Annotated in this window: 25 protein-coding genes; 11 read left to right on the top strand and 14 right to left on the bottom strand. The window is 58.9% G+C overall.

Translation table 11 applies throughout. The annotated features are described in order from the left end of the window. Positions 1-10 precede the first annotated feature (10 nt). From cysZ to BJP61_RS06930, 6 genes are all read left to right on the top strand, one after another. Positions 11-772, top strand: a complete 762-nt coding sequence (gene cysZ / locus BJP61_RS06955) for a sulfate transporter CysZ (RefSeq protein WP_171998045.1) — start codon at positions 11-13, stop codon at positions 770-772. A gap of 146 nt (positions 773-918) precedes the next feature. Then, positions 919-1,890: a cysteine synthase A gene (cysK, locus tag BJP61_RS06950; protein ID WP_038861373.1), complete on the top strand. Its 972-nt coding sequence runs from the start codon at positions 919-921 to the stop codon at positions 1,888-1,890. A gap of 385 nt (positions 1,891-2,275) precedes the next feature. After that, a complete protein-coding gene (gene ptsH, locus BJP61_RS06945) occupies positions 2,276-2,533 on the top strand; it encodes a phosphocarrier protein Hpr (RefSeq protein ID WP_000487600.1) in 258 nt (85 codons plus the stop codon). A 43-nt stretch (positions 2,534-2,576) separates the two neighbouring features. Next, positions 2,577-4,304, top strand: coding sequence for a phosphoenolpyruvate-protein phosphotransferase PtsI (ptsI, locus tag BJP61_RS06940; RefSeq protein ID WP_161579805.1), 1,728 nt, complete (start codon positions 2,577-2,579; stop codon positions 4,302-4,304). Positions 4,305-4,347: 43 nt separating this feature from the next. Continuing rightward, a complete protein-coding gene (crr, locus tag BJP61_RS06935; protein WP_004385842.1) occupies positions 4,348-4,851 on the top strand; it encodes a PTS glucose transporter subunit IIA in 504 nt (167 codons plus the stop codon). A 74-nt stretch (positions 4,852-4,925) separates the two neighbouring features. Then, positions 4,926-5,450 (top strand): hypothetical protein, encoded by a 525-nt coding sequence (locus tag BJP61_RS06930; RefSeq protein ID WP_038861370.1) that lies wholly within the window; start codon positions 4,926-4,928, stop codon positions 5,448-5,450. Between the two features lie 29 nt (positions 5,451-5,479). Here BJP61_RS06930 and cysM read toward each other — a convergent pair whose 3' ends face one another. The 8 genes from cysM to BJP61_RS06890 form a co-directional block, all read right to left on the bottom strand. Continuing rightward, entirely contained in the window at positions 5,480-6,391 is a 912-nt protein-coding gene (gene cysM, locus BJP61_RS06925; protein WP_161579803.1) for a cysteine synthase CysM, read from the bottom strand. Positions 6,392-6,508: 117 nt separating this feature from the next. Continuing rightward, positions 6,509-7,603, bottom strand: a complete 1,095-nt coding sequence (cysA, locus tag BJP61_RS06920) for a sulfate/thiosulfate ABC transporter ATP-binding protein CysA (protein WP_038861367.1) — start codon at positions 7,601-7,603, stop codon at positions 6,509-6,511. Next, positions 7,593-8,462, bottom strand: coding sequence for a sulfate/thiosulfate ABC transporter permease CysW (gene cysW, locus BJP61_RS06915; RefSeq protein WP_038861366.1), 870 nt, complete (start codon positions 8,460-8,462; stop codon positions 7,593-7,595). Before cysW ends, cysA begins: the two co-directional genes overlap by 11 nt. Then, positions 8,462-9,292 carry a sulfate/thiosulfate ABC transporter permease CysT gene (gene cysT, locus BJP61_RS06910; RefSeq protein ID WP_038861365.1) on the bottom strand — a complete coding sequence of 277 codons (831 nt, stop codon included), beginning with the start codon at positions 9,290-9,292 and terminating at the stop codon, positions 8,462-8,464. The genes cysW and cysT overlap by 1 nt, the downstream gene beginning before the upstream one ends. Further along, complete coding sequence (locus tag BJP61_RS06905) at positions 9,292-10,308, bottom strand: sulfate ABC transporter substrate-binding protein (RefSeq protein ID WP_171998044.1); 1,017 nt, start codon at positions 10,306-10,308, stop codon at positions 9,292-9,294. Before BJP61_RS06905 ends, cysT begins: the two co-directional genes overlap by 1 nt. A 159-nt stretch (positions 10,309-10,467) precedes the next feature. After that, on the bottom strand, positions 10,468-11,370 hold the full coding sequence (locus BJP61_RS06900; RefSeq protein WP_038861363.1) for a Dyp-type peroxidase: 903 nt from the start codon (positions 11,368-11,370) through the stop codon (positions 10,468-10,470). A gap of 90 nt (positions 11,371-11,460) precedes the next feature. Beyond that, the gene (locus tag BJP61_RS06895) at positions 11,461-12,045 is read right to left on the bottom strand and encodes an RpoE-regulated lipoprotein (RefSeq protein ID WP_161579801.1); all 585 of its coding nucleotides are present in this window, start codon (positions 12,043-12,045) and stop codon (positions 11,461-11,463) included. A 61-nt stretch (positions 12,046-12,106) separates the two neighbouring features. Further along, positions 12,107-12,541, bottom strand: coding sequence for a DUF2919 domain-containing protein (locus tag BJP61_RS06890; RefSeq protein ID WP_038861361.1), 435 nt, complete (start codon positions 12,539-12,541; stop codon positions 12,107-12,109). 99 nt (positions 12,542-12,640) lie between these two features. On the opposite strand from BJP61_RS06890, the gene BJP61_RS06885 reads away from it, so the two are divergent. Continuing rightward, positions 12,641-13,039, top strand: a complete 399-nt coding sequence (locus BJP61_RS06885; RefSeq protein WP_171998043.1) for a YgiW/YdeI family stress tolerance OB fold protein — start codon at positions 12,641-12,643, stop codon at positions 13,037-13,039. A gap of 38 nt (positions 13,040-13,077) precedes the next feature. Here the strand turns inward: BJP61_RS06885 and BJP61_RS06880 are convergent, their stop codons facing one another. Then, positions 13,078-13,503 carry a GNAT family acetyltransferase gene (locus tag BJP61_RS06880; RefSeq protein WP_032984393.1) on the bottom strand — a complete coding sequence of 142 codons (426 nt, stop codon included), beginning with the start codon at positions 13,501-13,503 and terminating at the stop codon, positions 13,078-13,080. A 214-nt stretch (positions 13,504-13,717) separates the two neighbouring features. Between BJP61_RS06880 and amiA the strand changes: the two genes are divergently transcribed. Further along, a complete protein-coding gene (gene amiA / locus BJP61_RS06875) occupies positions 13,718-14,593 on the top strand; it encodes an N-acetylmuramoyl-L-alanine amidase AmiA (RefSeq protein ID WP_038861359.1) in 876 nt (291 codons plus the stop codon). Between the two features lie 2 nt (positions 14,594-14,595). Continuing rightward, on the top strand, positions 14,596-15,498 hold the full coding sequence (gene hemF / locus BJP61_RS06870) for an oxygen-dependent coproporphyrinogen oxidase (RefSeq protein WP_038861358.1): 903 nt from the start codon (positions 14,596-14,598) through the stop codon (positions 15,496-15,498). A 33-nt stretch (positions 15,499-15,531) separates the two neighbouring features. Here hemF and mtnA read toward each other — a convergent pair whose 3' ends face one another. Next, entirely contained in the window at positions 15,532-16,551 is a 1,020-nt protein-coding gene (mtnA, locus tag BJP61_RS06865; protein WP_171998042.1) for an S-methyl-5-thioribose-1-phosphate isomerase, read from the bottom strand. A 105-nt stretch (positions 16,552-16,656) separates the two neighbouring features. Here mtnA and mtnK point away from each other — a divergent pair, with 105 nt between their 5' ends. Beyond that, positions 16,657-17,856, top strand: a complete 1,200-nt coding sequence (mtnK, locus tag BJP61_RS06860; protein ID WP_171998041.1) for an S-methyl-5-thioribose kinase — start codon at positions 16,657-16,659, stop codon at positions 17,854-17,856. A gap of 410 nt (positions 17,857-18,266) precedes the next feature. On the opposite strand, the gene BJP61_RS06855 is transcribed toward mtnK, so the two are convergent. Genes BJP61_RS06855 through BJP61_RS06840 form a run of 4 tightly spaced genes read right to left on the bottom strand, consistent with a single transcriptional unit; the run spans position 18,267 to position 23,095 of the window. Next, positions 18,267-19,511 (bottom strand): LVIVD repeat-containing protein, encoded by a 1,245-nt coding sequence (locus BJP61_RS06855; RefSeq protein ID WP_075193009.1) that lies wholly within the window; start codon positions 19,509-19,511, stop codon positions 18,267-18,269. Beyond that, positions 19,511-20,575 carry a sugar ABC transporter substrate-binding protein gene (locus BJP61_RS06850; protein WP_161579797.1) on the bottom strand — a complete coding sequence of 355 codons (1,065 nt, stop codon included), beginning with the start codon at positions 20,573-20,575 and terminating at the stop codon, positions 19,511-19,513. Before BJP61_RS06850 ends, BJP61_RS06855 begins: the two co-directional genes overlap by 1 nt. 22 nt (positions 20,576-20,597) lie before the next feature. After that, on the bottom strand, positions 20,598-21,593 hold the full coding sequence (locus BJP61_RS06845; RefSeq protein WP_038861351.1) for an ABC transporter permease: 996 nt from the start codon (positions 21,591-21,593) through the stop codon (positions 20,598-20,600). Next, a complete protein-coding gene (locus BJP61_RS06840) occupies positions 21,590-23,095 on the bottom strand; it encodes a sugar ABC transporter ATP-binding protein (RefSeq protein ID WP_171998040.1) in 1,506 nt (501 codons plus the stop codon). Before BJP61_RS06840 ends, BJP61_RS06845 begins: the two co-directional genes overlap by 4 nt. 262 nt (positions 23,096-23,357) lie before the next feature. Here BJP61_RS06840 and BJP61_RS06835 point away from each other — a divergent pair, with 262 nt between their 5' ends. Continuing rightward, entirely contained in the window at positions 23,358-24,446 is a 1,089-nt protein-coding gene (locus BJP61_RS06835) for an oxidoreductase (protein WP_171998039.1), read from the top strand. Positions 24,447-24,543 lie beyond the last annotated feature (97 nt).

Genomic DNA, 24,543 nt, shown 5'->3' with positions numbered 1-24,543 from the left:
TTGCAGGAATATGGTTTCGAACACAGGCGCGGGTTCGCGCAGCGGTCTGTACTACCTTTCTCAGGGATTCAAACTGATAAGCCAGCCGGGTATCCGGCGCTTCGTGATCCTCCCTCTGTTGGTCAATTTTCTGTTGATGGGCGGCGCATTCTGGTGGCTCTTTACCCGGCTGGATAACTGGATCCCGCAACTGATGACCCATGTGCCGGACTGGCTGCAATGGCTCAACTACCTGCTCTGGCCGCTGGCGGTCATCTCTGTCGTGCTTATCTTCGGCTACTTTTTCTCCACGCTCGCCAACTGGATTGCCGCGCCGTTCAACGGCCTGCTGGCGGAGCAGTTAGAAGCGCGCCTGACCGGCGCGACGCCGCCAGATACGGGCATTTTCGGCATCATGAAAGACGTGCCCCGCATCATGAAACGTGAATGGCAAAAGCTCGCCTGGTATCTGCCGCGCGCGCTGGTGCTGTTGTTGCTCTACTTTATTCCCGGCATCGGGCAGACCGTTGCGCCAGTGCTATGGTTCCTGTTCAGCGCCTGGATGCTCTCCATACAATATTGCGACTATCCGTTCGACAACCATAAAGTGCCGTTTAAAACCATGTGCGCGGCGCTGCGCGAACATAAAGGGTTGAACATGCAGTTCGGCGCGCTGGTGAGTCTTTTTACCCTGGTGCCGGTGCTGAATCTGGCGATTATGCCGGTCGCGGTCTGCGGCGCGACGGCCATGTGGGTTGACTGCTATCGCGGCAAACACGCCAGCTGGCGCTAGTCTTGGTGGCATATACGGATGCTTATTCCATACTCATAAGCATTATTTCGCACAGGCATAACGATATACGAAATCCTTACTTCCTCAGAGGCGGTGAGCGGGTATGCTGGTGCGGTTCCCAAATTTCATACAGTTAAGGACGGGCTATGAGCAAGATTTTTGAAGACAACTCGTTGACTATTGGCCATACGCCGCTGGTTCGACTGAACCGTATCGGTAACGGACGCATTCTGGCAAAGGTAGAGTCACGTAACCCAAGCTTCAGCGTTAAGTGCCGTATCGGTGCCAATATGATTTGGGATGCAGAAAAGCGCGGCGTTCTGAAGCCGGGCGTGGAGCTGGTCGAGCCGACCAGCGGCAACACCGGTATCGCGCTGGCCTATGTGGCCGCTGCGCGCGGCTATAAGCTGACGCTGACCATGCCTGAAACCATGAGCGTTGAGCGTCGCAAACTGCTGAAAGCGCTGGGCGCCAATCTGGTGCTGACCGAAGGCGCGAAAGGCATGAAAGGCGCGATTCAGAAAGCCGAAGAAATTGTGGCCAGCGACCCGTCTAAGTACCTGTTGCTGCAGCAGTTCAGCAACCCGGCGAACCCGGAAATTCATGAAAAGACCACCGGCCCGGAAATCTGGGAAGATACCGACGGTCAGGTTGATGTTTTCATCGCGGGCGTTGGTACCGGCGGTACGCTGACCGGCGTGAGCCGTTACATCAAGAACACCAAAGGGAAAACCGATCTTATTACGGTTGCGGTCGAGCCTACCGACTCTCCGGTGATCGCGCAGGCGATCGCAGGTCAGGAGCTGAAGCCTGGCCCGCACAAAATTCAGGGTATTGGCGCGGGCTTTATCCCGGGCAACCTCGATCTTAAACTGGTTGATAAAGTTATCGGCATCACCAATGAAGAGGCGATCTCTACTGCGCGCCGCCTGATGGAAGAAGAAGGTATTCTGGCGGGTATCTCTTCCGGCGCTGCCGTCGCCGCGGCACTGAAGCTTCAGGAAGATGAAACCTTTACCAATAAGAACATTGTGGTTATCCTGCCTTCTTCGGGTGAGCGTTATTTAAGCACCGCGCTGTTCGCCGATCTGTTCACTGAGAAAGAATTGCAACAGTGATGCCAGATTGTTAAATATGCGCAAAAAAGCACCCAAAGGGGTGCTTTTTTGTGGCATGCATCAAACTTTTGCCTTGTTTGGCATTGCCTGGATTGGTTGGGTCTGGTATTTAACCAGCAATTATTTCGATGCGTGAAATTAATCCTGAGGCGAATTGATGTGTGCTGAATCGATTTAACGATTTGGTCATGATACTTCGTTCGCGTCATAATGATTAATGACGAGCGAAACGCGAGCCGCATGGAACAATGATGCCATGCGTTTTTCGTGATTCTGGCATCCGTGCTGCGTTCCGTTACGCCGGCGCTAACTATACAGGCTAAAGTCTCGCCGCCAGGCTAGACTTTAGTTCCACAACACTAAACCTATAAGTTGGGGAAATACAATGTTCCAGCAAGAAGTTACTATTACCGCTCCGAACGGTCTGCATACCCGCCCTGCTGCTCAGTTTGTGAAAGAAGCGAAAGGCTTCACTTCCGAGATCACTGTGACTTCCAACGGCAAAAGCGCCAGCGCAAAAAGCCTGTTCAAACTGCAGACTCTGGGCCTGACTCAGGGCACCGTTGTGACCATCTCCGCAGAAGGCGAAGATGAGCAGAAAGCAGTAGAACATCTGGTAAAACTGATGGCTGAACTCGAGTAAGTTCCGGGTTCTTATTAAAATCAGTCACAAGTAAGGTAGGGTTATGATTTCAGGCATTTTAGCGTCTCCGGGTATCGCTTTCGGCAAAGCACTGTTGCTGAAAGAAGATGAGATTGTCATCGACCGGAAAAAAATTTCTGCCGATAAGGTTGATCAGGAAGTTGAACGTTTCCTGAGTGGTCGCGCCAAAGCCTCCGCTCAGCTCGAAGCTATCAAGATCAAAGCCGGCGAAACTTTCGGTGAAGAAAAGGAAGCTATCTTCGAAGGCCACATCATGTTGCTGGAAGATGAAGAGCTGGAGCAGGAAATCATAGCCCTGATTAAAGATAAGCACATCACTGCCGACGCGGCAGCGCATGAAGTTATCGAAGGTCAGGCGACCGCCCTGGAAGAGCTCGACGACGAATACCTGAAAGAGCGCGCTGCTGACGTGCGCGACATCGGTAAGCGTCTGCTGCGCAACATTCTGGGCCTGGCCATTATCGACCTGAGCTCCATTCAGGATGAAGTCATTCTGGTAGCAGCCGATCTCACCCCGTCGGAAACCGCACAGCTGAACCTGAAAAAGGTGCTGGGCTTTATCACCGATCTGGGCGGCCGCACCTCTCATACCTCTATCATGGCGCGCTCTCTTGAGCTGCCAGCGATTGTGGGCACCGGCAGCGTCACCACGCAGGTGAAAAACGACGACTATCTGATTCTCGATGCGGTTAATAACAAAGTTTACGTTAACCCGACCAACGAAGAGATCGAATCCCTGCGCGCGATTCAGACTCAGGTCGCTGAAGAAAAAGCGGAACTGGCGAAGCTCAAAGATCTGCCGGCTATCACGCTTGACGGCCATCAGGTTGAAGTCTGCGCGAACATCGGCACCGTGCGCGATGTCGCGGGTGCAGAGCGTAACGGCGCTGAAGGCGTAGGCCTCTATCGTACCGAATTCCTGTTCATGGATCGCGACTCCCTGCCGACCGAAGAAGAGCAGTTCCAGGCGTATAAAGCCGTGGCTGAAGCGTGTGGCTCGCAGGCGGTTATCGTACGCACCATGGACATCGGCGGCGACAAAGAGCTGCCGTACATGAACTTCCCGAAAGAAGAAAACCCGTTCCTCGGCTGGCGCGCGATTCGTATCGCCATGGATCGTAAAGAGATCCTGCGCGATCAGCTGCGTGCTATCCTGCGCGCCTCCGCGTTCGGCAAGCTGCGTATCATGTTCCCGATGATTATCTCGGTTGAAGAAGTACGCGCGCTGAAAAAAGAGATCGAGACTTTCAAACAAGAACTGCGTGACGAAGGCAAAGCTTTCGACGAAACGATTGAAATCGGCGTGATGGTGGAAACGCCGGCGGCCGCGACTATCGCGCGTCACCTCGCCAAAGAAGTTGATTTCTTTAGTATTGGTACCAACGATCTGACGCAGTACACCCTGGCGGTTGACCGCGGTAATGATATGATATCGCATCTTTACCAGCCGATGTCACCGTCTGTCCTGAACCTGATCAAGCAAGTTATTGATGCATCTCATGCTGAAGGTAAGTGGACTGGCATGTGTGGTGAGCTTGCTGGCGACGAACGTGCTACACTTCTGTTGCTGGGGATGGGTCTGGATGAATTCAGTATGAGTGCCATTTCTATCCCGCGCATTAAGAAGATTATCCGTAACACGAACTTCGAAGATGCGAAGGTTTTAGCAGAGCAGGCTCTTGCTCAACCGACAACGGACGAGTTAATGACGCTGGTTAACAAGTTCATTGAAGAAAAAACAATCTGCTAATCCACGAGATGCGGCCCAAATTACTGCTTAGGAGAGAAGGCTAATGGGGTTATTTAGTAAACTGTTCGGTGATAAAGGCAATAGCGACACCGGAACCATTGAGATCGTTGCTCCACTGTCTGGTGAAATCGTTAATATCGAAGACGTGCCGGATGTAGTGTTCGCAGAGAAAATCGTTGGTGATGGCATCGCTATCAAACCGACCGGTAACAAAATGGTTGCGCCGGTTGATGGCACCATCGGTAAAATTTTCGAAACTAACCACGCTTTCTCTATCGAATCGGACAGCGGCATCGAACTGTTCGTCCACTTCGGTATTGATACCGTTGAGCTGAAAGGCGAAGGCTTCAAACGCATCGCTGAAGAAGGCCAGCGCGTGAAGAAAGGCGACCCGGTTATCGAATTCGATCTGCCGCTGCTGGAAGAAAAAGCAAAATCCACGCTGACGCCGGTTGTCATTTCCAATATGGACGAAATCAAAGAGCTGACCAAGCTTTCTGGTAGCGTGACCGTCGGTGAAACGCCGGTTATCCGTATCAAGAAATAAGACTGACTCGTGTACAAAAATGGCGCCTTACGGCGCCATTTTTTTATCTGAACCTGAAATACCGGACACACACCATGCGCCGCTGGCGTTCACTCTGTCTCTTCTTCGCACTTCTGCTGCCTACCGCGCCGCTCTACGCGGGCTCACCCGGCCCATACGTGCTGGCGTTTATCGATATTTCCGCCTCGCCGCTCAACGACGGGCAAGCCCTCACCGCCGCTCTTCGCAACGCGCCCACCGTGCCTGGACGTGAACCGTGTTTTTTATGCGATGAAAGCGATCAGGTAGAAATGCTTTATCTTTATCGCCTGCCGCCCGGGCTGTCGGTCGACACGCTACGTCTTGCCGTTAACGGCGATAAAACCGCACGTAATCGGATGCAGCAAAAACTCGCGACGTTTGAAGATAAAGACGGCTATAAGATTGATGGCTTGCTTATCTATGAGCACAAGCCTGGCAACGTCAGCCTCTATGCGATGCCCGCTACACCCGGTAAGGCGCTGCACAAGGTGAGTAAACCGGTTAAGCGTTACCTGTCGCCGTCGAGCCTGGATAAATTGATGGAAGATGCGGCGGCTGAAATCCCCCGCGACATCTGAACGGCGGGCGAACGCCCGCCGCTCGCGTGCTAAATCCCCGCGCCCTGGCTGTAGATCTCTTCGCTAAACACGCCCGTTGAGAGATAGCGGTCGCCCCTGTCGCAGATAATCGCCACCACCACCGCGCCCGGATTCGCCTGCGCCACGCGCAGCGCGCCACAGACCGCCCCACCGGAGCTCACGCCGCAGAAAATGCCTTCTTTACGCGCAAGTTCCCGCATCGTGTTTTCCGCATCGCGATGGTGAATATCAAGCACCTCGTCCACCAGCGACGCGTCAAAAATTCCCGGCAGATATGCCGCGGGCCAGCGACGGATGCCCGGAATGCTGCTGCCCTCTTCCGGCTGTAGTCCGACCACGGTTACCGGTTTTTCCTGCTCGCGTAAAAAGCGGCTGACGCCGGTAATGGTGCCCGTCGTTCCCATGCTGGAGACGAAATGGGTAATGCGCCCGTCGGTCTGACGCCAGATCTCCGGCCCCGTTGTGGTGTAGTGCGCCCACGGGTTATCGGGGTTATTAAACTGGTCGAGGATAATGCCCTCGCCGCGCTGCGCCATCTGTGCGGCCAGATCGCGCGCGCCTTCCATACCCTGCTCGCGGCTCACCAGCACGAGCTTCGCGCCGTAAGCCTGCATCGCCGCCTTGCGCTCCATGCTCATGTTATCCGGCATCAGGAGCGTCATCTTATAGCCCTTCACGGCGGCGATCATCGCCAGCGCGATACCCGTATTGCCGCTGGTGGCTTCAATCAGCGTATCGCCAGGCTTAATCTCGCCGCGCGCCTCGGCCCGGGAGATCATCGCCAGCGCCGCTCTGTCTTTGACCGAGCCTGCCGGGTTATTACCTTCGAGTTTGACCCAGATTTCGCTGCCGTTATCCGGCCCCAGGCGCTGGAGTTTGACCAGCGGCGTATTGCCGATGGTGTGTTCGAGTGTATTCACGATATTTACTCAATAAAAAAGCCGGGTACGCTTCGCTTACCCGGCCTGAAAGACGCAGTGATGATGACAGGCCCGGCAGGCATCGCGCCACCGGGCGATAAACTACGCAATAAGCTATCAGGCGGACTTCGCCAGAGCAATATCTCCGCGCGTCTCGATGCGCTCGTTGCCGTGGTAAATGCGCGCATGCTGAAGGCCAACGAACAGCCGCTCGCCGCGGTGCGGCACGTAATCTTCGCGTAGCACCACCGTCAGCGGCTCGTCATACCAGCCCTGCGGCTGCACCACGAGCTGCATATAGTGGCCTTTCGGGCTCACTTCCAGCACGTGTACCGGCAGCGGCGAATCAAGGCTGGTGCGACGGCTCACGTCCACTTCCCACGGGCGCAGGAACAGATCAACCGGCCCCTGGTACGCAGGCGTAAAGCCGAGTGGCCAGCGATGCGCGCCGACGTGGAACTGCCCGCCGCGTACGGTGCCCTTGAGGCGGTTTACTTCGCCTAAAAACTCCAGCACGAAGCGGGTCGCCGGTTCGCGCCATACCTGTTCCGGCGCGTCAGCCTGTTCGATATCGCCCTGGCTCATCACCACCACGCGGTCGGCCACTTCCATCGCCTCTTCCTGGTCGTGCGTGACAAAAACGCTGGTGAATTTCAGCTCTTCATGCAGCTGACGCAGCCAGCGACGAAGCTCTTTACGCACCTGGGCGTCAAGCGCGCCGAACGGCTCATCCAGCAGCAGAATTTGCGGCTCCACCGCCAGCGCGCGGGCCAGCGCCACGCGCTGTTTCTGCCCGCCGGAAAGCTGCGCCGGGTAGCGGTCGGCGAGATGCGCCAGTTGCACCATCTCCAGCAGCTTCGTCACTTTTTGTTTAATCGCCGCCGCGTTCGGACGTTCGCGCTTAGGCAGCACGGTCAGGCCAAACGCGATATTGTCGAACACCGTCATATGGCGGAACAGCGCGTAATGCTGGAACACAAAGCCCACTTTTCGCTCGCGGGCGTGCAGGCGGCTTACATCGGTGCCGTGAAAGCGGATGTGGCCGCTGGTCTGGTGTTCGAGCCCGGCGATAATGCGCAGCAGCGTGGTTTTTCCGGAGCCGGATGGGCCCAGCAGCGCCACCATCTGGCCGGAAGGGATATCCAGAGAGATATCATTCAGCACCTGGGTGCGACCAAAAGATTTCTTAATATTGGCAATCTCAATGCTCATGATTTCCCTCCTGTTGCACGCGTTTCTCCTGATTATTCAGGCGCCATTGCAACGCACTCTTTAAAAACAGGGTCAGAATCGCCATCAGCGTCAGCAGCGCGGCGGCGGTAAACGCGCCGACGGTGTTGTAGTCCTGCTCCAGCAGCTCAATCTGCAACGGCAGCGAAAGCGTCTCGCCGCGAATCGAGCCGGAAACCACCGACACCGCGCCAAACTCGCCGATAGCGCGGGCGTTGGTCAGCACCACGCCATACAGCAGCGCCCAACGAATATTCGGTAGCGTCACGCGACGGAACATCTGCCAGCCGGATGCGCCAAGCAGAATCGCCGCCTCGTCCTCATGGCTGCCCTGGCTAAGCATTACCGGCACCAGTTCACGCACCACGAACGGACAGGTTACAAATACCGTCACCAGCACCATGCCCGGCCAGGCGAACATAATCTGCAGATCGTTCGCGTCCAGCCAGCCGCCAAGGGGACCGTTGGAGCCGTAAAACAGCAGATACACCAGCCCCGCCACCACTGGCGACACGGCGAAAGGAATATCCAGCAGCGTCAGCAGCAGCTGACGGCCAGGAAAATCAAAGCGCGTTACCAGCCAGGCAAGCAGCGTGCCGAACACCAGGTTTACCGGAACGGTGATCAGCGCAATCAGCACCGTCAGCCAGATAGCGTGCAGCATGTCGGGGTTGGCGATATTTTCCAGCACCGGCATCAGACCATCGGAAAAGGCTTTGGCGAAGATGTAAACCATCGGCACCACGAGAATAAACGCCGACAACAGCATCCCGATGGCGATAAGCGCCCATTTGCCCCAGTTTATGCGCGCGCCAGGGCGCGCCTGCGTCATCATCGTCATCAGTGTCCCACCACCCGGCGTCCAAAACGGCTTTGCAGCGTGTTAATGGCAAACAGCAGCAGCAGCGACGCGGCCAGAATAACGGAGGCTATCGCGCTCGCGGCCGGGTAATCGAACTCCTGCAAACGAACAAAAATCATCAGCGAGGCCACTTCGGTTTTCCAGGCAATATTGCCCGCGATAAAAATCACCGCGCCGAACTCGCCGAGGCTGCGGGTAAACGACAGCGCCACGCCCGCCATCAGCGCTGGCGACAGCTCCGGCAGCACCACTTTGCGAAAACTTTGCAGACGCGTGGCCCCTAACGTTTCCGCCGCTTCCTCATATTCCGGGCCAAGCTCTTCAAGCACCGGCTGTACGGTACGGACCACAAAAGGAATGCTGGTAAACGCCATCGCCACCGCGATGCCAAGCCAGGTGTAAGTCACCTTGATATCAAACTTCGCCAGCCACTCGCCGTAAAACCCGTTCACTGAGAACAGCGAGGCGAGCGTGAGGCCCGCAACAGCGGTCGGCAGCGCGAAGGGTAAATCCATCAGCGCGTCCAGCAGCGTACGGCCCGGAAAGCGGTAGCGGGTTAAAATCCAGGCCATCAGCAGGCCGAACGCGCCGTTAAACAGCGAGGCGACCGCCGCCGACAGCAGCGTCACTTTGTATGCCGCCACCACCTGCGGGTTGGAAATTACCTCCCAGTACTGCGCCCAGCTCATCTGGGAAAGCTGCATCACCAGCGCGCTCAGCGGCAGCAGCAGGATCAGGCAAACAAACAGCAAACTCGTGCCGAGGCTCAGGGTAAATCCCGGCAGTACGCGTTTAGAGACTGCAAACATCACTTACGCCCCGCCGCCACCAGCTTGTCGAACTCACCGCCGCTGGCAAAATGGGTTTTCATCACGTCCGGCCATTTGCCGAAGGCGTCTTCCACGCGGAACAGTTCAGTCTGCGGAAACTTATCTTTCAGCGAATCCATAACTTTCGGGTTATTCACGCGGTAATAGTAGCTGGTGATGATCTGCTGCGCCTGCGGGCTGTAGAGCCAGTTCAGGTAAGCTCTGGCCGCTTTTTCCGTGCCGTTAGCCTTCACGTTTTTGTCCACCCACGCCACCGGAAACTCCGCCAGGATGTTCACCTTCGGCACCACAACTTCATACCCTTCTTTGGCGTACTGATTACGGATGTTATTCACTTCCGACTCAAAGCTAATCAGCACATCGCCGAGGCCGCGCTCGACAAAGGTCGTGGTCGCGCCGCGACCGCCGGTGTCGAACACTTCAACGTTTTTCAGGAACTGAGTCATAAACTGCTGGGTTTTGGCTTTATCGCCGCCGTCAGCTTTATCCGCCGCGCCCCAGGCCGCCAGATAGGTATAACGCGCGTTGCCGGAAGTTTTCGGGTTCGGGAAAATCAGCTTCACGTCCGGGCGCACCAGATCATTCCAGTCGTGAATGTTTTTCGGGTTCCCTTTACGCACCAGGAACGCCATCGTGGAGTAAAACGGAGAGCTATTGTTCGGCAGACGCGCCTGCCAGTCAGCCGCGATAAGCTTACCTTTGTCATGCAGGATCTGAACGTCGGTCACCTGGTTATAAGTTACAACGTCTGCTTTTAAGCCCTGCAAAATCGCGAGCGCCTGCTTTGAGGAGCCCGCGTGAGACTGTTTGATCGTCAGCGTATCGCCGGGGTTATCCTTCGCCCACTGCTGTTCGAACGGCGGGTTGAGGGCCGCGAACAGCTCGCGCGAAACATCATAAGAGCTGTTAAGCAGTTCAGTCGCCTGCGCGGACCCCGCCATCAGCAGAGAAACCGCCAGCGCGCCCCATGCTTTTTTCACTGATTTCACGGCCATTTTGCACCTTATAAATGTGATAACGATCGAGCCATCAGTGTATTTATACAGGTGAGAAAGCTATACCGCTTTTATATACCGTTTAGTGATTTGCAAGCGCAAAAGGATATAAGACGAGAGGCGTGACGACGCGGCCCGCAAGGCCGCGCGCGTAGGGGATCAGAGGTTTAACAGGCGGGTCAGCGACGGCGCGAAATAGTAGCCGCCCGTCACCGGGCGCGTGAAGCGCAGCATCGCGTCACGCTTGCCATCGGCGTCGCCAAACATGCTCAGCAGTTGCTGTTCGATGTTATAGAGGCGCGCGCAGTAGGCGCAGAAGTACAGACCGTGCACGCCGCTCGCGGTGCCGTAAGGCAGGCTCTGGCGTACAATCTTCAGCCCTTTGCCGTCTTCTTTGAGATCAACGCGCGAGAGATGCGACGTCACCGGGCGCGCATCGCCGTCAATCTCTTCGTTGGCGACTTTCGTGCGGCCCATCATCATCTCCTGGTCCGGCACGCTCAGGCGATTAAGCTGTTTCAGGTTGTGCTCCCAGCGCTGCACGAAAACGTAGCTGCCGCCGGCGTCGATACCGTCCTGAATCACCGCCACGTCGCGACGTTTTTCTTCGCCCGCCGGGTTCTCGGTGCCGTCCACGAAGCCACTCAGATCGCGGTCTTCCACCCAGCGAAAACCGTGGGTCTCTTCCTCGATTTTCAGCGCGTCGCCGAAGGCTTCCAGCGCCGCCTGGGCCACAGAGAAGTTAACGTCGTGACGCAGCGACAGAATATGGATCAGCACATCGCGCTGCGTGGCGGGCGCGAGCCCTTTGCCGAGCGGCGCAAAATCTTTCAGTTCCGCCGCGCTGTCATCATGGCTGAGCGCGCGCCAGAGCGTGTGGCCGAACGCCACCACCACACCGAGATTCGCCTCGGGAAACTGCGCCTGAAAGGTCGCTACTTTATCGGCGAAAATTTTGCTCGCCGCGCGCAGCGCCTCGCGCTGGCTTTCATCAACGCTCGCTTCCAGCCAGATAGCCGCGCGACAATGCTCCGGCAGAATGCCGCTTTGAACCACAGACATCACTCCTCCTGATAAACCGCTGCCAACAGGTGGCAAAACCGGGCGTATTGTACCCGATTTATCGGCTCAGGCGTTGCGTTTACGCAAGGCTCAGCGGTGCCAGATTATCTTTTTCAGCGTCCAGCCTTTGAGCGTGTCATCCGGCGGCATCAGCTCCTGCGGGCCGCGCCAGTCGCCGCTAAAGACGTAGCTGATGTGTTCGCTGCCGGGCGCCTTACACTCCACCGCCGGGTCATCCGGCGCGCTGGCCTTCTGACACGCACCCTGGGCCTGTTTAAAGAGATCGCCAAACGGGGTGCCGATAGCCACACCGCTGTCGGTGGGAATCGCCTTATCCAGCACGTCGATGCGGCTCACCTGGCCGTTTTCGCCGTCAATGACCAGCGCCAGCTGGTTCTCTTTCATCGCTTCGAAATAGCGCACAATGGTGCCGCCATTCGCGCGCATTCCGCTGCGCAGGCGGTAATCGTCGCCCAGCGCCTCGTGAATCGCATCTTCCTGAAGCGGCGTAGCGGCGGTGATATCGCCGACGCCTTTGTCCGTCACTTCCAGCGACGAGCCCCACCAGTCAAACCAGTGCCACGGGGCTGCCGCCGACCAGTTCACGCTGGAGAGCGTCGAGCACCCGCCAAGCAGTAGCGACGTTCCACACAGCAGCAGAGGCAATTTCTTCATTACGGTTCCTTAATCAGTCGACAATGTCTCGTTGGAGCGCAAAGACGGCAAAAAGTGCCATTCAGGGCGTCGGCGTTTCAAAACAGGCGCGCAGGCGGCGATGCGAAGCCAGCAGCCACAGCGCCCAGGCGTCCAGCGCCAGCAAGGCCAGCGCAATGCCGCCCGGCGCGTCGCGCCACAGCAGGAGCGCCTGCGAGATCAGCATCAGCGCCTGCGTCAGCATCAATACATAACGGGCGTAGCGCCACAGGCGCGGATAATCGTGCCGTCGTCCGCTTAATAAAAACGTCAGCATCGCAGGCATTCCCGCTGCGAGGCCCATCCAGAAGCTCTGGCGGTCGGGGTAAAACAGCGCCAGCAGCGCCTCGCCCTGCCCGCGCGACGCGCCCGCCAGCACGAACAGCGCCCAGGTGCGCGCCTGCAGTAACAGCACCGCCCAGAACAGCGCCGGGAGCTTCAGCCAGCCCCGGTTATCATAATCAGAAGGTAAAAACATGTATAAATCCTGGACTACGCCCGCATCGGGTCCAGAATTATGTCACTGTATAACAAGACGAAGAAAGGTCTTCGTCGTGCACAACCCAAGGAGATGGAAATGAAAAAACAGCTTATCGCTCTGTGTATCGCCGCGTCCGCGCTGTCCGCTATGCCCGTCATGGCGCAGGAAGGCGGCTTCTCAGGCCCGGATAACAGCGCCAGCGCTAATGCCGCCAAAGGCGGTTTTCAGGGGCCGGACGCCGCCAGCACGACCGTTAACGAAGCGAAAAATCTGCGCGACGACGCGTGGGTGGTGCTGGAAGGCAATATTGTTCGCAAACTCGGCAAAGAGCTGTATGAGTTCCGCGACGCCAGCGGCAGCGTGAATGTCGATATCGACGATCACGTCTGGAACGGCGTCACCGTCACGCCGAAAGATAAAGTGCGCCTTGAAGGCGAAGTGGATAAAGACTGGAATTCCGTCGAAATCGACGTGAAGAAAATCACCAAAGGCTGACGCCTGGCTCACCCGGCTTTGGCCGGGTGACACGCTGTTTAGTATTCCTGATCCTCGATGAGCCGTTTGCCAAGGCTAATCACATCCTGATGTTCATAGCCAAGCCGCTCGTACATGCCGAGCACGACGTCATTCTCCTCGCGGATCTGGATATTGATTTTCGGGCAACCGCGTGCGATGAGCTTCTTCTCCAGCCGGTTAAGCAGCGCATTCGCAATGCCGCGCCCGCGAAATTCCGGGTGAACGCCCAGGTAATACGCCGAACCGCGATGGCCGTCATAGCCGCCCATGACGGAGCCGACGATTTCGCCGCTTACTTCCGCCACCAGGAAGAGATCCGGGTCATGGTTGAGTTTACGTTCGATATCCATTTCAGGATCGTTCCACGAACGCAGCAGATCGCAACGCTCCCACAGGGTGATGACTTCTTCAAAGTCGGCCTGACGAAAAACGCGTATCTCCATGGTATTCCCCGTGTTTTAAGGCGTAAAAAACGAGATTATGGCGCTATCGGCTTCAATAGCCAATATCTCCGGCAAAAGTTCGTTGAAAATGGCATACTGATGAATCATCACGCCCTGAAATGAATCGTAAAACTTTTGTTGCAACAGGGTGTCGTTCCACGCCATTACGCCAGGTTATAACACTCCAGGACAGTAAAATCAGAAGTCAGGACGCATGAGCACTTTCAAACCCCTAAAAAAACTCACCTCGCGCCGTCAGTTACTGCGCACCGGCCTTGCCGCGCTGGCGCTCACGGGTCTTAATCAGGCGCTGGCGAAGGAAGAAAGCCCGGCGCTGAAAACCCGCAACAGCCACAGTAAGCCGAAGGCGAAAAAAGCGGGCGCGCGTCGTCTCGTGATGCTCGATCCGGGCCACGGCGGCATCGACACCGGTGCTATCGGCCACAACGGCTCGAAAGAAAAGCATGTGGTGCTCGCCATCGCGAAAAACGTACGCGCCATCCTGCGTAAAAACGGTATCGATGCCAAACTGACCCGCAGCAACGACACTTTTATTCCGCTCTACGATCGCGTCGAAATCGCGCATCAGCACGGCGCGGATCTTTTTATGTCGATTCACGCCGACGGCTTTACCAGCCCCAGCGCCGCCGGTGCGTCGGTCTTCGCGCTCTCGAATCGCGGCGCCAGTAGCGCCATGGCGAAGTACCTCTCCGAGCGCGAAAACGCCGCCGATGACGTGGCGGGCAGCAAAGTGAAGAATAAAGATCACTATCTGCAACAGGTGCTGTTCGACCTGGTGCAGACCGACACTATTAAAAACAGCCTGACGCTCGGCTCGCATATTTTGCGCCAGATAAAACCGGTGCACCGCCTGCACAGCCGCAACACCGAGCAGGCGGCGTTCGTGGTGCTGAAATCGCCGTCGATCCCGTCCGTGCTGGTGGAAACCTCCTTTATCACCAACCCGCAGGAAGAGAAACTGCTCGGCACCGCGGCCTTTCGCCAGAAGATAGCGACGGCCATCGCCAACGGGGTGATAAGCTATTTCAACTGGTTTGATAACCATAAAGCCCACTCGAAACGAGGCTAACGATGGCACCGGATATTCAGCGCGTAAAAGCGTTTTTACTCGATTTACAGGACCGCATCTGCCAGCAACTGGCCGCCGTTGACGGCGACAGCTTCGTTGAGGACGCCTGGCAGCGTGAAGGCGGCGGCGGCGGACGCAGCCGTGTCCTGCGCGACGGCGCGGTGTTCGAACAGGCGGGCGTTAACTTCTCTCACGTGCATGGCGACGCGATGCCTGCCTCCGCCACGGCGCATCGCCCGGAGCTTGCAGGCCGCAGCTTTGAAGCGATGGGCGTCTCGCTGGTCGTGCATCCACGCAACCCCTATGTGCCGACAAGCCACGCCAACGTGCGCTTTTTTATCGCCGAAAAACCGGGCGCCGATCCGGTCTGGTGGTTTGGCGGCGGCTTTGACCTGACGCCGTTTTACGGCTTCGAAGAGGACGCCACCCACTGGCACCGCACCGCACGAGATCTCTGCGCGCCGTTCGGCGACGACGTCTATCCGCGCTATAAAAAGTGGTGCGACGATTACTTCTACCTGAAGCATCGCCAGGAGGCGCGCGGCATCGGCGGGCTGTTTTTTGACGATCTCAACACGCCCGATTTCGACACCTGCTTCGCGTTTATGCAGGCGGTAGGCGACGGCTATCTCAATGCCTATTTGCCCATCGTTGAGCGTCGTAAAGCCCTGCCCTGGGGCGAGCGCGAGCGCGAATTCCAGCTCTACCGCCGCGGGCGCTATGTGGAATTCAACCTGGTGTGGGATCGCGGCACGCTGTTCGGGCTGCAAACCGGCGGGCGTACCGAGTCGATTCTGATGTCGATGCCGCCGCTGGTGCGCTGGGAATATGGCTACCAGCCAGAGGAGAACAGCCCGGAAGCGGCCCTCTACAGCCATTTCCTGCCGGTACGCGACTGGGTGTAACGCACGGGCGTCCGCCTTGCGCGGACGCCGCTTTTACCCGGCGAAACGGCCGTTCGCCACCTCATCCGGCGTGACCACGCCGCCGTCCAGCACCCAGCCGCTAATCAGCGAGGCTGGCGTGACGTCAAACGCCGGGTTATAGACCCGCGCGTTTTCCGGCGCCCACTGCACCGCGCCGAAACTGCCCGCCACGCCGGTCACTTCCGCCGCCGCGCGCTGCTCAATCGGAATGGCCGCACCGTTCGGGCAGGCCGGATCGAGCGTGGTTTGCGGGGCCGCCACGTAAAACGGCACGTTATGATATTTCGCCAGCACGGCGAGCGAATAGGTGCCGATTTTGTTCGCCACATCGCCGTTCGCCGCAATTCTGTCCGCGCCGACCCAGACAGCGTCCACCTGCCCCTGGGCCATCAGGCTGGCGGCCATCGAATCGGTAATCAGCTGATACGGTACGCCGAGCTCGCCAAGCTCCCAGGCGGTTAAGCGCCCGCCCTGCAACAGGGGCCGGGTTTCATCCACCCAGACATTTGCCACTTTGCCCTCTTCATGCGCGCGCGCAATCACGCCGAGCGCCGTACCGACGCCCGCCGTCGCCAGCCCGCCGGTGTTGCAGTGGGTCAGCAGGCGGCTGCCGGGCGTCACCAGCGCGCTTCCGGCCCGCGCGATACGTTCGCATAGCTCGCGATCTTCCTGCACCAGCCGTAACGCCTCCGCGCCGAGCGCCGCCGCAAAATCCGCCTGCGCGAGCGCCTGTTTCATGCGGTCGAGATTATTCATCAGGTTTACCGCCGTGGGCCGCGCCGCGCGCAGCACGTCGAGCGCCTGGCCGAGCGCATCGCGCGTCATGCCCTTTTCCGCCAGCAGCGCCAGCAGCAGGCTTGCCGACAGGCCAATCAGCGGCGCGCCGCGCACCCTTAAGGCGTGAATATGACCGACCAGCGCGTCGACAGTATCGGCGGGTAGCCAGTTTTTCTGCTGCGGCAGCGCCTGCTGGTCGAGGATCCAGAGCTTGTTATCCACCACCCGCAGGCTGGTCGTCTGAAGTGTCTGCATGCGTTAAATCCTTGTTGCGTTATTGTGTTCTATTGTGTCAGGATGAAATCCAGATGTATAGACGTCTGTACGGCTTTATAACCAGATTGAATGAGGATATCAGCAATGTCGCAATACCGAACCTTTACGGCCAGCGATGCGGTGGCTTATGCGCAACAATTTGGCGGCCTCAGCGCGCCCGACGAACTGGTGAGCGCGCAGGAGGTCGGCGACGGCAATCTCAATCTGGTGTTTAAAATCTTTGATAATCAGGGCGTCAGCCGGGTTATCGTCAAACAGGCGCTGCCCTATGTGCGCTGCGTGGGCGAATCCTGGCCGCTGACGCCCGACCGCGCGCGCCTTGAGGCCCAGACGCTGGTGGCGCACTATCAGCACTGCCCGCAACATACCGTCAAAATTCACCACTACGATCCGGCGCTTGCCGTGATGGTGATGGAGGATCTCTCCGATCATCGCATCTGGCGCGGCGAGCTTATCAACGGCGCGCACTATCCGCAGGCGGCGCAGCAGCTTGGCGAATATCTGGCGCAGACGCTGTTTCATACCAGCGATTTTTACCTGCATCCGCATGAGAAAAAGGCTCAGGTGGCGCGCTTTATCAACCCGGCCATGTGCGAAATCACCGAAGATCTCTTCTTCAACGATCCGTATCAGATTCACGAGCGCAATAACTACCCGGCGGCGATTGAGGCTGACGCCGCTGCGCTGCGCGATGACGCGGCGCTGAAAACCGCCGTGGCGGCGCTCAAGCACCGCTTTTTCTCCCACGCCGAGGCGCTGCTGCACGGCGATATTCACAGCGGTTCGATTTTTGTCGCCGACGGTAGCCTGAAGGCGATTGACGCGGAGTTCGGTTATTTCGGCCCGGTGGGCTTCGATGTCGGTACGGCCATCGGCAACCTGCTGCTGAACTACTGCGGCGCGCCTGGCCATCTCGGCATCCGCGAAGCCGCTGACGCGCGCGAGCAGCGTCTTACCGATATCGCCACGCTATGGCACACCTTCGCCGAACGTTTCCAGACGCTGGCGCGCGAGAAAACCCGCGACGCGGCGCTGGCACAGCCCGGTTACGCCAGCGAGTTTTTGAAGAAAGTCTGGGCCGACGCCATCGGTTTCGCCGGGACGGAGCTGATTCGCCGAAGCGTCGGGCTGTCCCACGTGGCGGATATCGACACCATTCGTGATGAAGATATGAAGCATTCGTGCCTGCGCCACGCGATTGGGCTCGGCAAAGCGCTGATCCTGCTGGCCCCGCGTATTGAGAGCGCTGACGAGCTCATTGCCCGCGTGCGGCAGTACGGTTAACGCATTGCCAGCGGTGGGTGCGCTTCGCTTGCCCACCCTACGAAAATAACACCGTCCCCCCAACCTTCAGCGCCGACGCGGATGCGAGGGGTTATTGCGGCTGCCCTTTGGCCGCGAGCCGGGATTGTTAAGGGGGCGGCGGCGAGCCCCCTTAACACGTTCGCGTGAGGGAAGGCGACAGCGTCAGCGCGCGTCCTGGCGAACGTAACCGTTCACCGCGCTTACATAGTCGTCCTTCACGCAAGCCATCACCCGGCGGGGAGAGAGAGACCGGGCGCGGATGCCTGGCTTGCCGATGGCGGGCAAAACGTTTCCTCTGCCGGTACGGTGGGTGCGCTGCGCTTTACCCACCCTGGATGTTTCATCAGGCTGTAGGGCAGGTAAGCGAAGCCGCACCCGCCATCCCACCCCTACCCCAGATACTCAATGACCGATAACCCGCCGTTGTAATCGGTGCTGTAAATTATCCCCTGCGCATCCACAAACACATCGCACGACTGAATAACCCGCGGACGACCGGGGCGTGTATCCATCATCTTCGCAGGTGCGGCAGGCACCAGCGCGCCGGTCTCAACCGGACGATACGGGTTCGAAATGTCGTAAGCGCGCACGCCCGCGTTCTGGTACGTCGCGAATATCAGCGTCGAACTCACAAAACTGCCGGGGCGGTTCTCATGAAGGTTATGCGGGCCGAAATGCGCGCCTTTCGCCACGTAGTCCGTTTCATCCGGCTGCGGGAATGTCGAGATGCTCACCGGGTTAGACGGCTCGCGAATGTCAAACAGCCAGATAAGCTTCTCGCCATCTTCCTGGTTATCCAGCACCGCTTCATCAAGCACCACCAGCAGGGAGCGCTCCGGCAGCGGCAGCGCAGTATGCGTGCCGCCGCCAAACGGCGGGCTCCAGTTGCGGTGCGCGATAAGCTTTGGTTCGCGGCGGTCTTTCACATCCAGAATCGTCAGCCCGCCGTCACGCCAGCTGCCATACGCCGTATCGCCCGCGATAATCGCATGGTGCAACGCATAGCGTTTGCCTTCCGGCCACGTGGGCTGCTCGCCCGCCGCCACGTTCATGCCGGGCAACCACCAGCGCCCCGCCACTTCAGGCTTGCGCGGGTCGGCAAGATCGATGGTCAGGAAAATGTAATCGCTAAAGCCGTCGATAAGCGCTGAAACATACGCCCAGCGGCCGCCCACATACCAGATGCGGTGAATGCCAATGCCGTCGAGCGGCAGAAAACCGATTTCGCGCGGCTTATCGGGCGTTGCGATATCAAACACCCTAAGCCCCGCGCTCCAGCCTTTGTCCGCCACATCGCGCACCGTCTCGCCCACTGCGCGAGTGTAGTAAACCTTTTCATCGGCGAAGCGCGCGTCGGCGAACAGGTCGCGGGCGTTGATGACCAGCAGCAGATCGTCATGCGCCTGCAAATGGACATTCCAGGTGCCGGGCGGCGCGGGCACAAAACCCGCCGCTTTCGGACGCGTCGGGTCGCGTACATCCACGACAGAAAAGCCCTGCGACACCATATGGCCAATGTACGCAAAGCCGCGATGCACCATTAGCTGTACGCCGTCCGGACGACCGCCCTGATCGCTGTGACCAATCAGCCGCATATTGCGGCTGTAATCCGGGCGCGGTAAATCAGCCGCCATTATTTTTGCTTCGCTTCAAGCGTCGCAAACCACGGCGCGATGAAATCTTCCGTCTGGCCCCAGCCCGGAATGAGTTTGCCAAGCGCCGCCACGTTGACTGGCCCGGTCTGGCTTGCCAGCACAGCCTGCGGAATGGCGGCCGCTTTAAAGTCATAGGTGGCAGGCGTCGGCTCGCCCGCAAGCTTATTGGCGATAAGCCGCACGTTGGTGGCGCCAATCAGTTTCGGATCCACCGCCACGCTTACTTTCCACGGGCTGCCCGCTTCGCGCATCAGTTGCAAATCCTGGTTGGAGATATCGATGCTGTAGAGTTTTATCTCGGTGCGGCCATTCTCTTTCAGCGCCTTGTACGCGCCCTGGCTGAAGGCGTCCCAGGTGCCCCAGATAGCGTCAATCTTGCCCTTCGGGTATTTCGCCAGCACCGCGCCCACTTTATTAGCGGTGTCGCCCTGCACGTCGGAGGAGACCGCGCCGATAGACTCCAGCTCTTTAATGCCGGGGTTCTGCTTAAGGATCTCCTGGAACGCCGCCTGACGACGCTCCATCGGCGGGAAGCCTGCCACCCACAGCTTGATGATGTTCGCCTTGCCGTTGAAATCTTTTACCAGCTGGCCTGCGGAGAGTTGTGTGAGCGACGCGTCATCCTGCTGGGTTACCGTCACGCCCGGGATCTCGCCCTTCACGGCGGTATCGAACACCGAGACTTTGATCCCGGCATCAACGATGCGTTTTACCAGCGCCGTGGAATACGGATCGCGGCCCTGGGAGAGAATAATGCCGTCATATTTCTGGCTGATGGCCTGGTTAACGAAATCCTGGAATTTCGCGTCGTCGCCGTTGCTTAAAAACGTGCTGACCTTAAAGCCGAGCTTTTTGCCTTCCTGGATTGCGCCCGCCACAAACTGCGTGGTGTTATCGTCCGAGCCGAGGTTGCGGATAACGGCGATGCGCACCGGCCCGTTGTGGTTCGCGATGGCGTCCGGCACCGGCGCAGGCGTAGCGGCCTGGCCCGGCAGCGCGCAGAGTAAGCCCAGCGCCAGTAAAGAGAGCGTCAGTTTTTTCATTTTGTTATTTCCCTGTCTGTGATTAACGTCGCTGGATATAGGTGATGGCAAGCGCCCCAGCGAGCACCAGCCCTTTAATAATGTCCATCGCGTAGTACGGTACCGAGAGCATCACCAGCCCGTTGGAGAGCACGCCGAGGATAACTGCCCCTACCAGCGTGCCGAGCGCGTTCGGCTTGCCGGAGCCCGCCAGCGAAAAGCCGATCCAGGCCGCCGCGACGGCGTCCATCAGGTAGCCGCTGCCCGCATTCACCTGCGACGAGCCGATGCGCGAGGCGAGCAGAATGCCGCCGAGGCCCGCCAGCAGCGAGGCAATCACATACGCCGCCACCTTATAACGCGTGATGCGAATACCGGAGAGGCGCGCCGCCTCCGGGTTGCCGCCGATGGCGTACATACGCCGCCCGTGAGTGGTGAGCGACAGCGCGAGCTGCGCCACTACCGTCACCACCAGCATCACAATCACAATAACCGGCACCTGGCCCAGCAGGCTGAACGCATCAGGGATCACGCCCTCCGCCATCTCGCCGCTCGGCAGCACCATGTTTTGCGTAATAGAGCCGCCGTAGCTGTAAGTCATCGCCACGCCCTGGATGACAAACAGGCTGGCGAGCGTGGCGAGCATATCCGGGATTTTCAGCACCACGATAAGAAACGCGTTAAACAGCCCGACCAGTGTACAGAGAAGCAGCGTGACAATAATCGCCCCGGTCGTACCGAAGCCGTGCCAGACAAACAGCGAAATCACCAGCGCGTTGGCGAGCGACGCCGTCGAGCCCACGGAGAGATCGAACCCGCCGATAGTCAGCGACACCGATACGCCAATGGCTATCACCGTGACGATAGCGATAGAGCGCAGAATATTGATGATGTTGAACGGATCGAGAAAGTTGTCCGACGCGACGCCAAACAGCGCGACCAGCGCCACGACGGTCAGCAACATCCCCCATTTATAGAAAAACTCAAACAGCTGGTGGCGCGCCGACGGCGTGCTCTTCAGGGTTGCGGCCTTGCTCACGCGGGGGTTCCTCCGGTGGAATAGAGTAATAAAGTTTCTTCGCTGGCCTCGCGGCCATCCAGCTCCGCGACGATACGCCCGTCCCACAGCACGCAGATACGGTCGCACAGGCCCACCAGCTCGGCGAATTCGCCGGAGGCGTAAATAATGCCTTTGCCCTCGCGAGCGAGTCCGTCAATGAGATTGAACAGATCGGTTTTGGCTTTCACGTCCACGCCTTTGGTCGGCTCATCGAAAATCAGCACGTTGTTATCGCCGCGCAGCCATTTGCCGATGGCGACCTTTTGCTGATTGCCGCCGGAGAGCCTTCGAAGCGTCTGCCCCGGCCCGCTGGCGCGAATGCCCAGACGCTGAATCACCTCCTGCGCCCAGCGCCATGCGTCGCGCCGTCCAAACAGCCCCCAGCGGGTAAAACTGCCGTCGGCGCTGGCGGCGAGATTCATGGCGATCGGCTCATCGATGAAAATGCCCTCTTTGCGCCGCTCCTCCGGCACCAGCGCCACGCCACGCGCTACGGAATCGGCAGGATGGGTGGGCCGCCACGGACGGCCCGCCAGCTCCCCCTGGCGCAGCGTGCTTTTGCTCGCGCCAAACAGCGCCTTGCAGAGCTCGGTTTTACCGGCCCCCGCCAGCCCGGCGATGCCGAGAATTTCGCCGCGCTTAAGCCGCAGCGAAATATCCTGCAGCAGCGTCTCATCATGCAGCCCCTCCACTGCCAGTAACACCGCGTCGCCAGGCGTCGGGCGGCGCGGCGGATAGAGCGTTTCCAGCGCGTGGCCCAGCATTTTCTCTACGATCTGCTCGCCGGAGAGCGCCGCCATCGGCCCGCTCTCAATGAGCCTGCCATCGCGCAGTACCGTCAGGGTGTCGCAGATGGCTTTCAGCTCATGGATGCGGTGCGAGATAAACACCACGCCCATGCCCTGCGCCTGCAGGCGTCGCACAACCGCGAACAGACGCTCGCTCTCGTGCTGGTCGAGCGGCGCGGTGGGTTCGTCGAGGATCAGATAACGGCAGTGGTGAGAGAGCGCCCGCGCCAGCAGCACATGCTGTTTTTCGGCAAGCGTGCAGCTGTCGATACGGCGGTTGACGTCCATCACGACATCGAGCTGCGCCAGCGCCGCGCGGGCGCGGCGGCGGGTTTCGCCCCAGCGGTAGCGCAGGCCGCCTTCGCGCAGTCTGTCGAGCATAATGTTTTCCGCGATGCTCAGCCCCGGCACCAGCGCCGCGTCCACCTCCTGCTGCACCAGATGAATGCCGAGCGCTTTGGCATCACGCGGCGAGCGAAGGCTGACAAGCTCGCCGTCGAGCAGGATCTGGCCCTGGTAGTGATCCCAGGCGCCGGAGAGCACCGCCATCAGCGTCGATTTCCCGGCGCCGTTCGCGCCGGTCAGCGCATGCACGGAGCCCGCGCGCAGGGTGAAATCCACCTGCGTCAGCGCCGGAAAGCCGCTGAAGGCCAGGGATATCGCGCGCATTTCAAGGCGCTGGTTCAGGGACATAGCGGAACGTCTCCACAGGAATGAATAATCATTAAACGCAATCATTCACGCGGATATATTCGCTGGCAATGAATGAATCGGCATAAGATAAAGCAAAAAATTATTAGCCGTCCAGATGTCTGGACGTAACATTAATATTTTTCAGGTTGCCGTTGCGCTGACGGCCAACATGAAAAAATTGCATGCGTCGCCGCGCCGATAATCAGACGTCCGGACGGCTTTCTGTGGCAGGATGAGAAAAAACACAAGAAGGACAACACCCATGAGCGATACGCCTATCCGCGTGGTTCCAGGACCTGCAAATTACTACTCCCATCCGGGCGCGCTCGCGCGTCTGGGCGAACTTTACACCCCGGCGCAGCTCTCCCGCGCGGTGTGGGTCTACGGCGAGCGGGCCATCGCCGCCGCGCGGCCTTTCCTGCCGGAGGTCTTCGATGCGCCCGGCGCGGTGCGCATTCTGTTTCGCGGGCATTGCAGCGAGCGCGACGTCAGCACGCTGGCGGCACAGGCGGGCGACGATCGCGCCGTGGTGATTGGCGTGGGCGGCGGCGCGCTGCTTGATACCGCCAAGGCGCTGGCGCGCCGTCTCGGCCTGCCGGTGGTCGCCATTCCGACTATCGCCGCCACCTGCGCGGCCTGGACGCCGCTCTCCGTCTGGTATAACGACGCTGGTCAGGCGCTGCATTTTGAGATCTTCGACGACGCCAACCATCTGGTGCTGGTGGAGCCGGAAATACTCCTGCGCGCGCCGGCGGAATACCTGCTGGCGGGCATCGGCGATACGCTCGCCAAATGGTATGAGGCGGTCGTGCTGGCCCCGCAGCCGCAGACGCTGCCGCTCACCGTGCGGCTCGGACTCAACGCCGCGCTCGCCATACGCGACGTTTTGCTTACGCAGAGCGAAGCGGCGCTGGCCGACCAGCAGCGCGGCGCGCTGACGCAGGATTTTCGCGACGTTATCGACGCCATTATCGCGGGCGGCGGTATGGTCGGCGGCCTGGGCGAGCGTTATACGCGCGTCGCGGCGGCGCACGCGGTGCATAACGGCCTGACGGTGCTGCCGCAGACCGAAAAATTTCTGCATGGCACCAAAGTGGCTTACGGCATCCTGGTACAGAGCGCCCTGCTCGGCCAGGACGACGTGCTGGGAGAGCTGGTGAACGCTTACCAGCGCTTTAACCTGCCCACCACGCTTGCTGAACTGGACGTGGATATTCATAACGCCGACGAGCTCGACCGGGTTATCGCCCATACGCTGCGCCCGGTGGAATCCATTCATTATCTGCCGGTGACGTTGACGCCAGCTACCCTGCGCACGGCATTTGAAAAGGTAGAAACCTTCGCCCGCTAAGCAAAACGCACAGGGTGCGATGCCACTTTTTACGAAATGGCTGTAGGCTTACCTCTCTCTGACGCGGCGATAACAACACTTCCACGCCGCGTTTTTT

The organism is Cronobacter sp. JZ38 (assembly GCF_008932145.1).
Taxonomy (GTDB): domain Bacteria; phylum Pseudomonadota; class Gammaproteobacteria; order Enterobacterales; family Enterobacteriaceae; genus Cronobacter; species Cronobacter muytjensii.
Note: the sequence above shows the minus strand (reverse complement) of the source record. Positions and strands in the feature narration are given on the sequence as shown.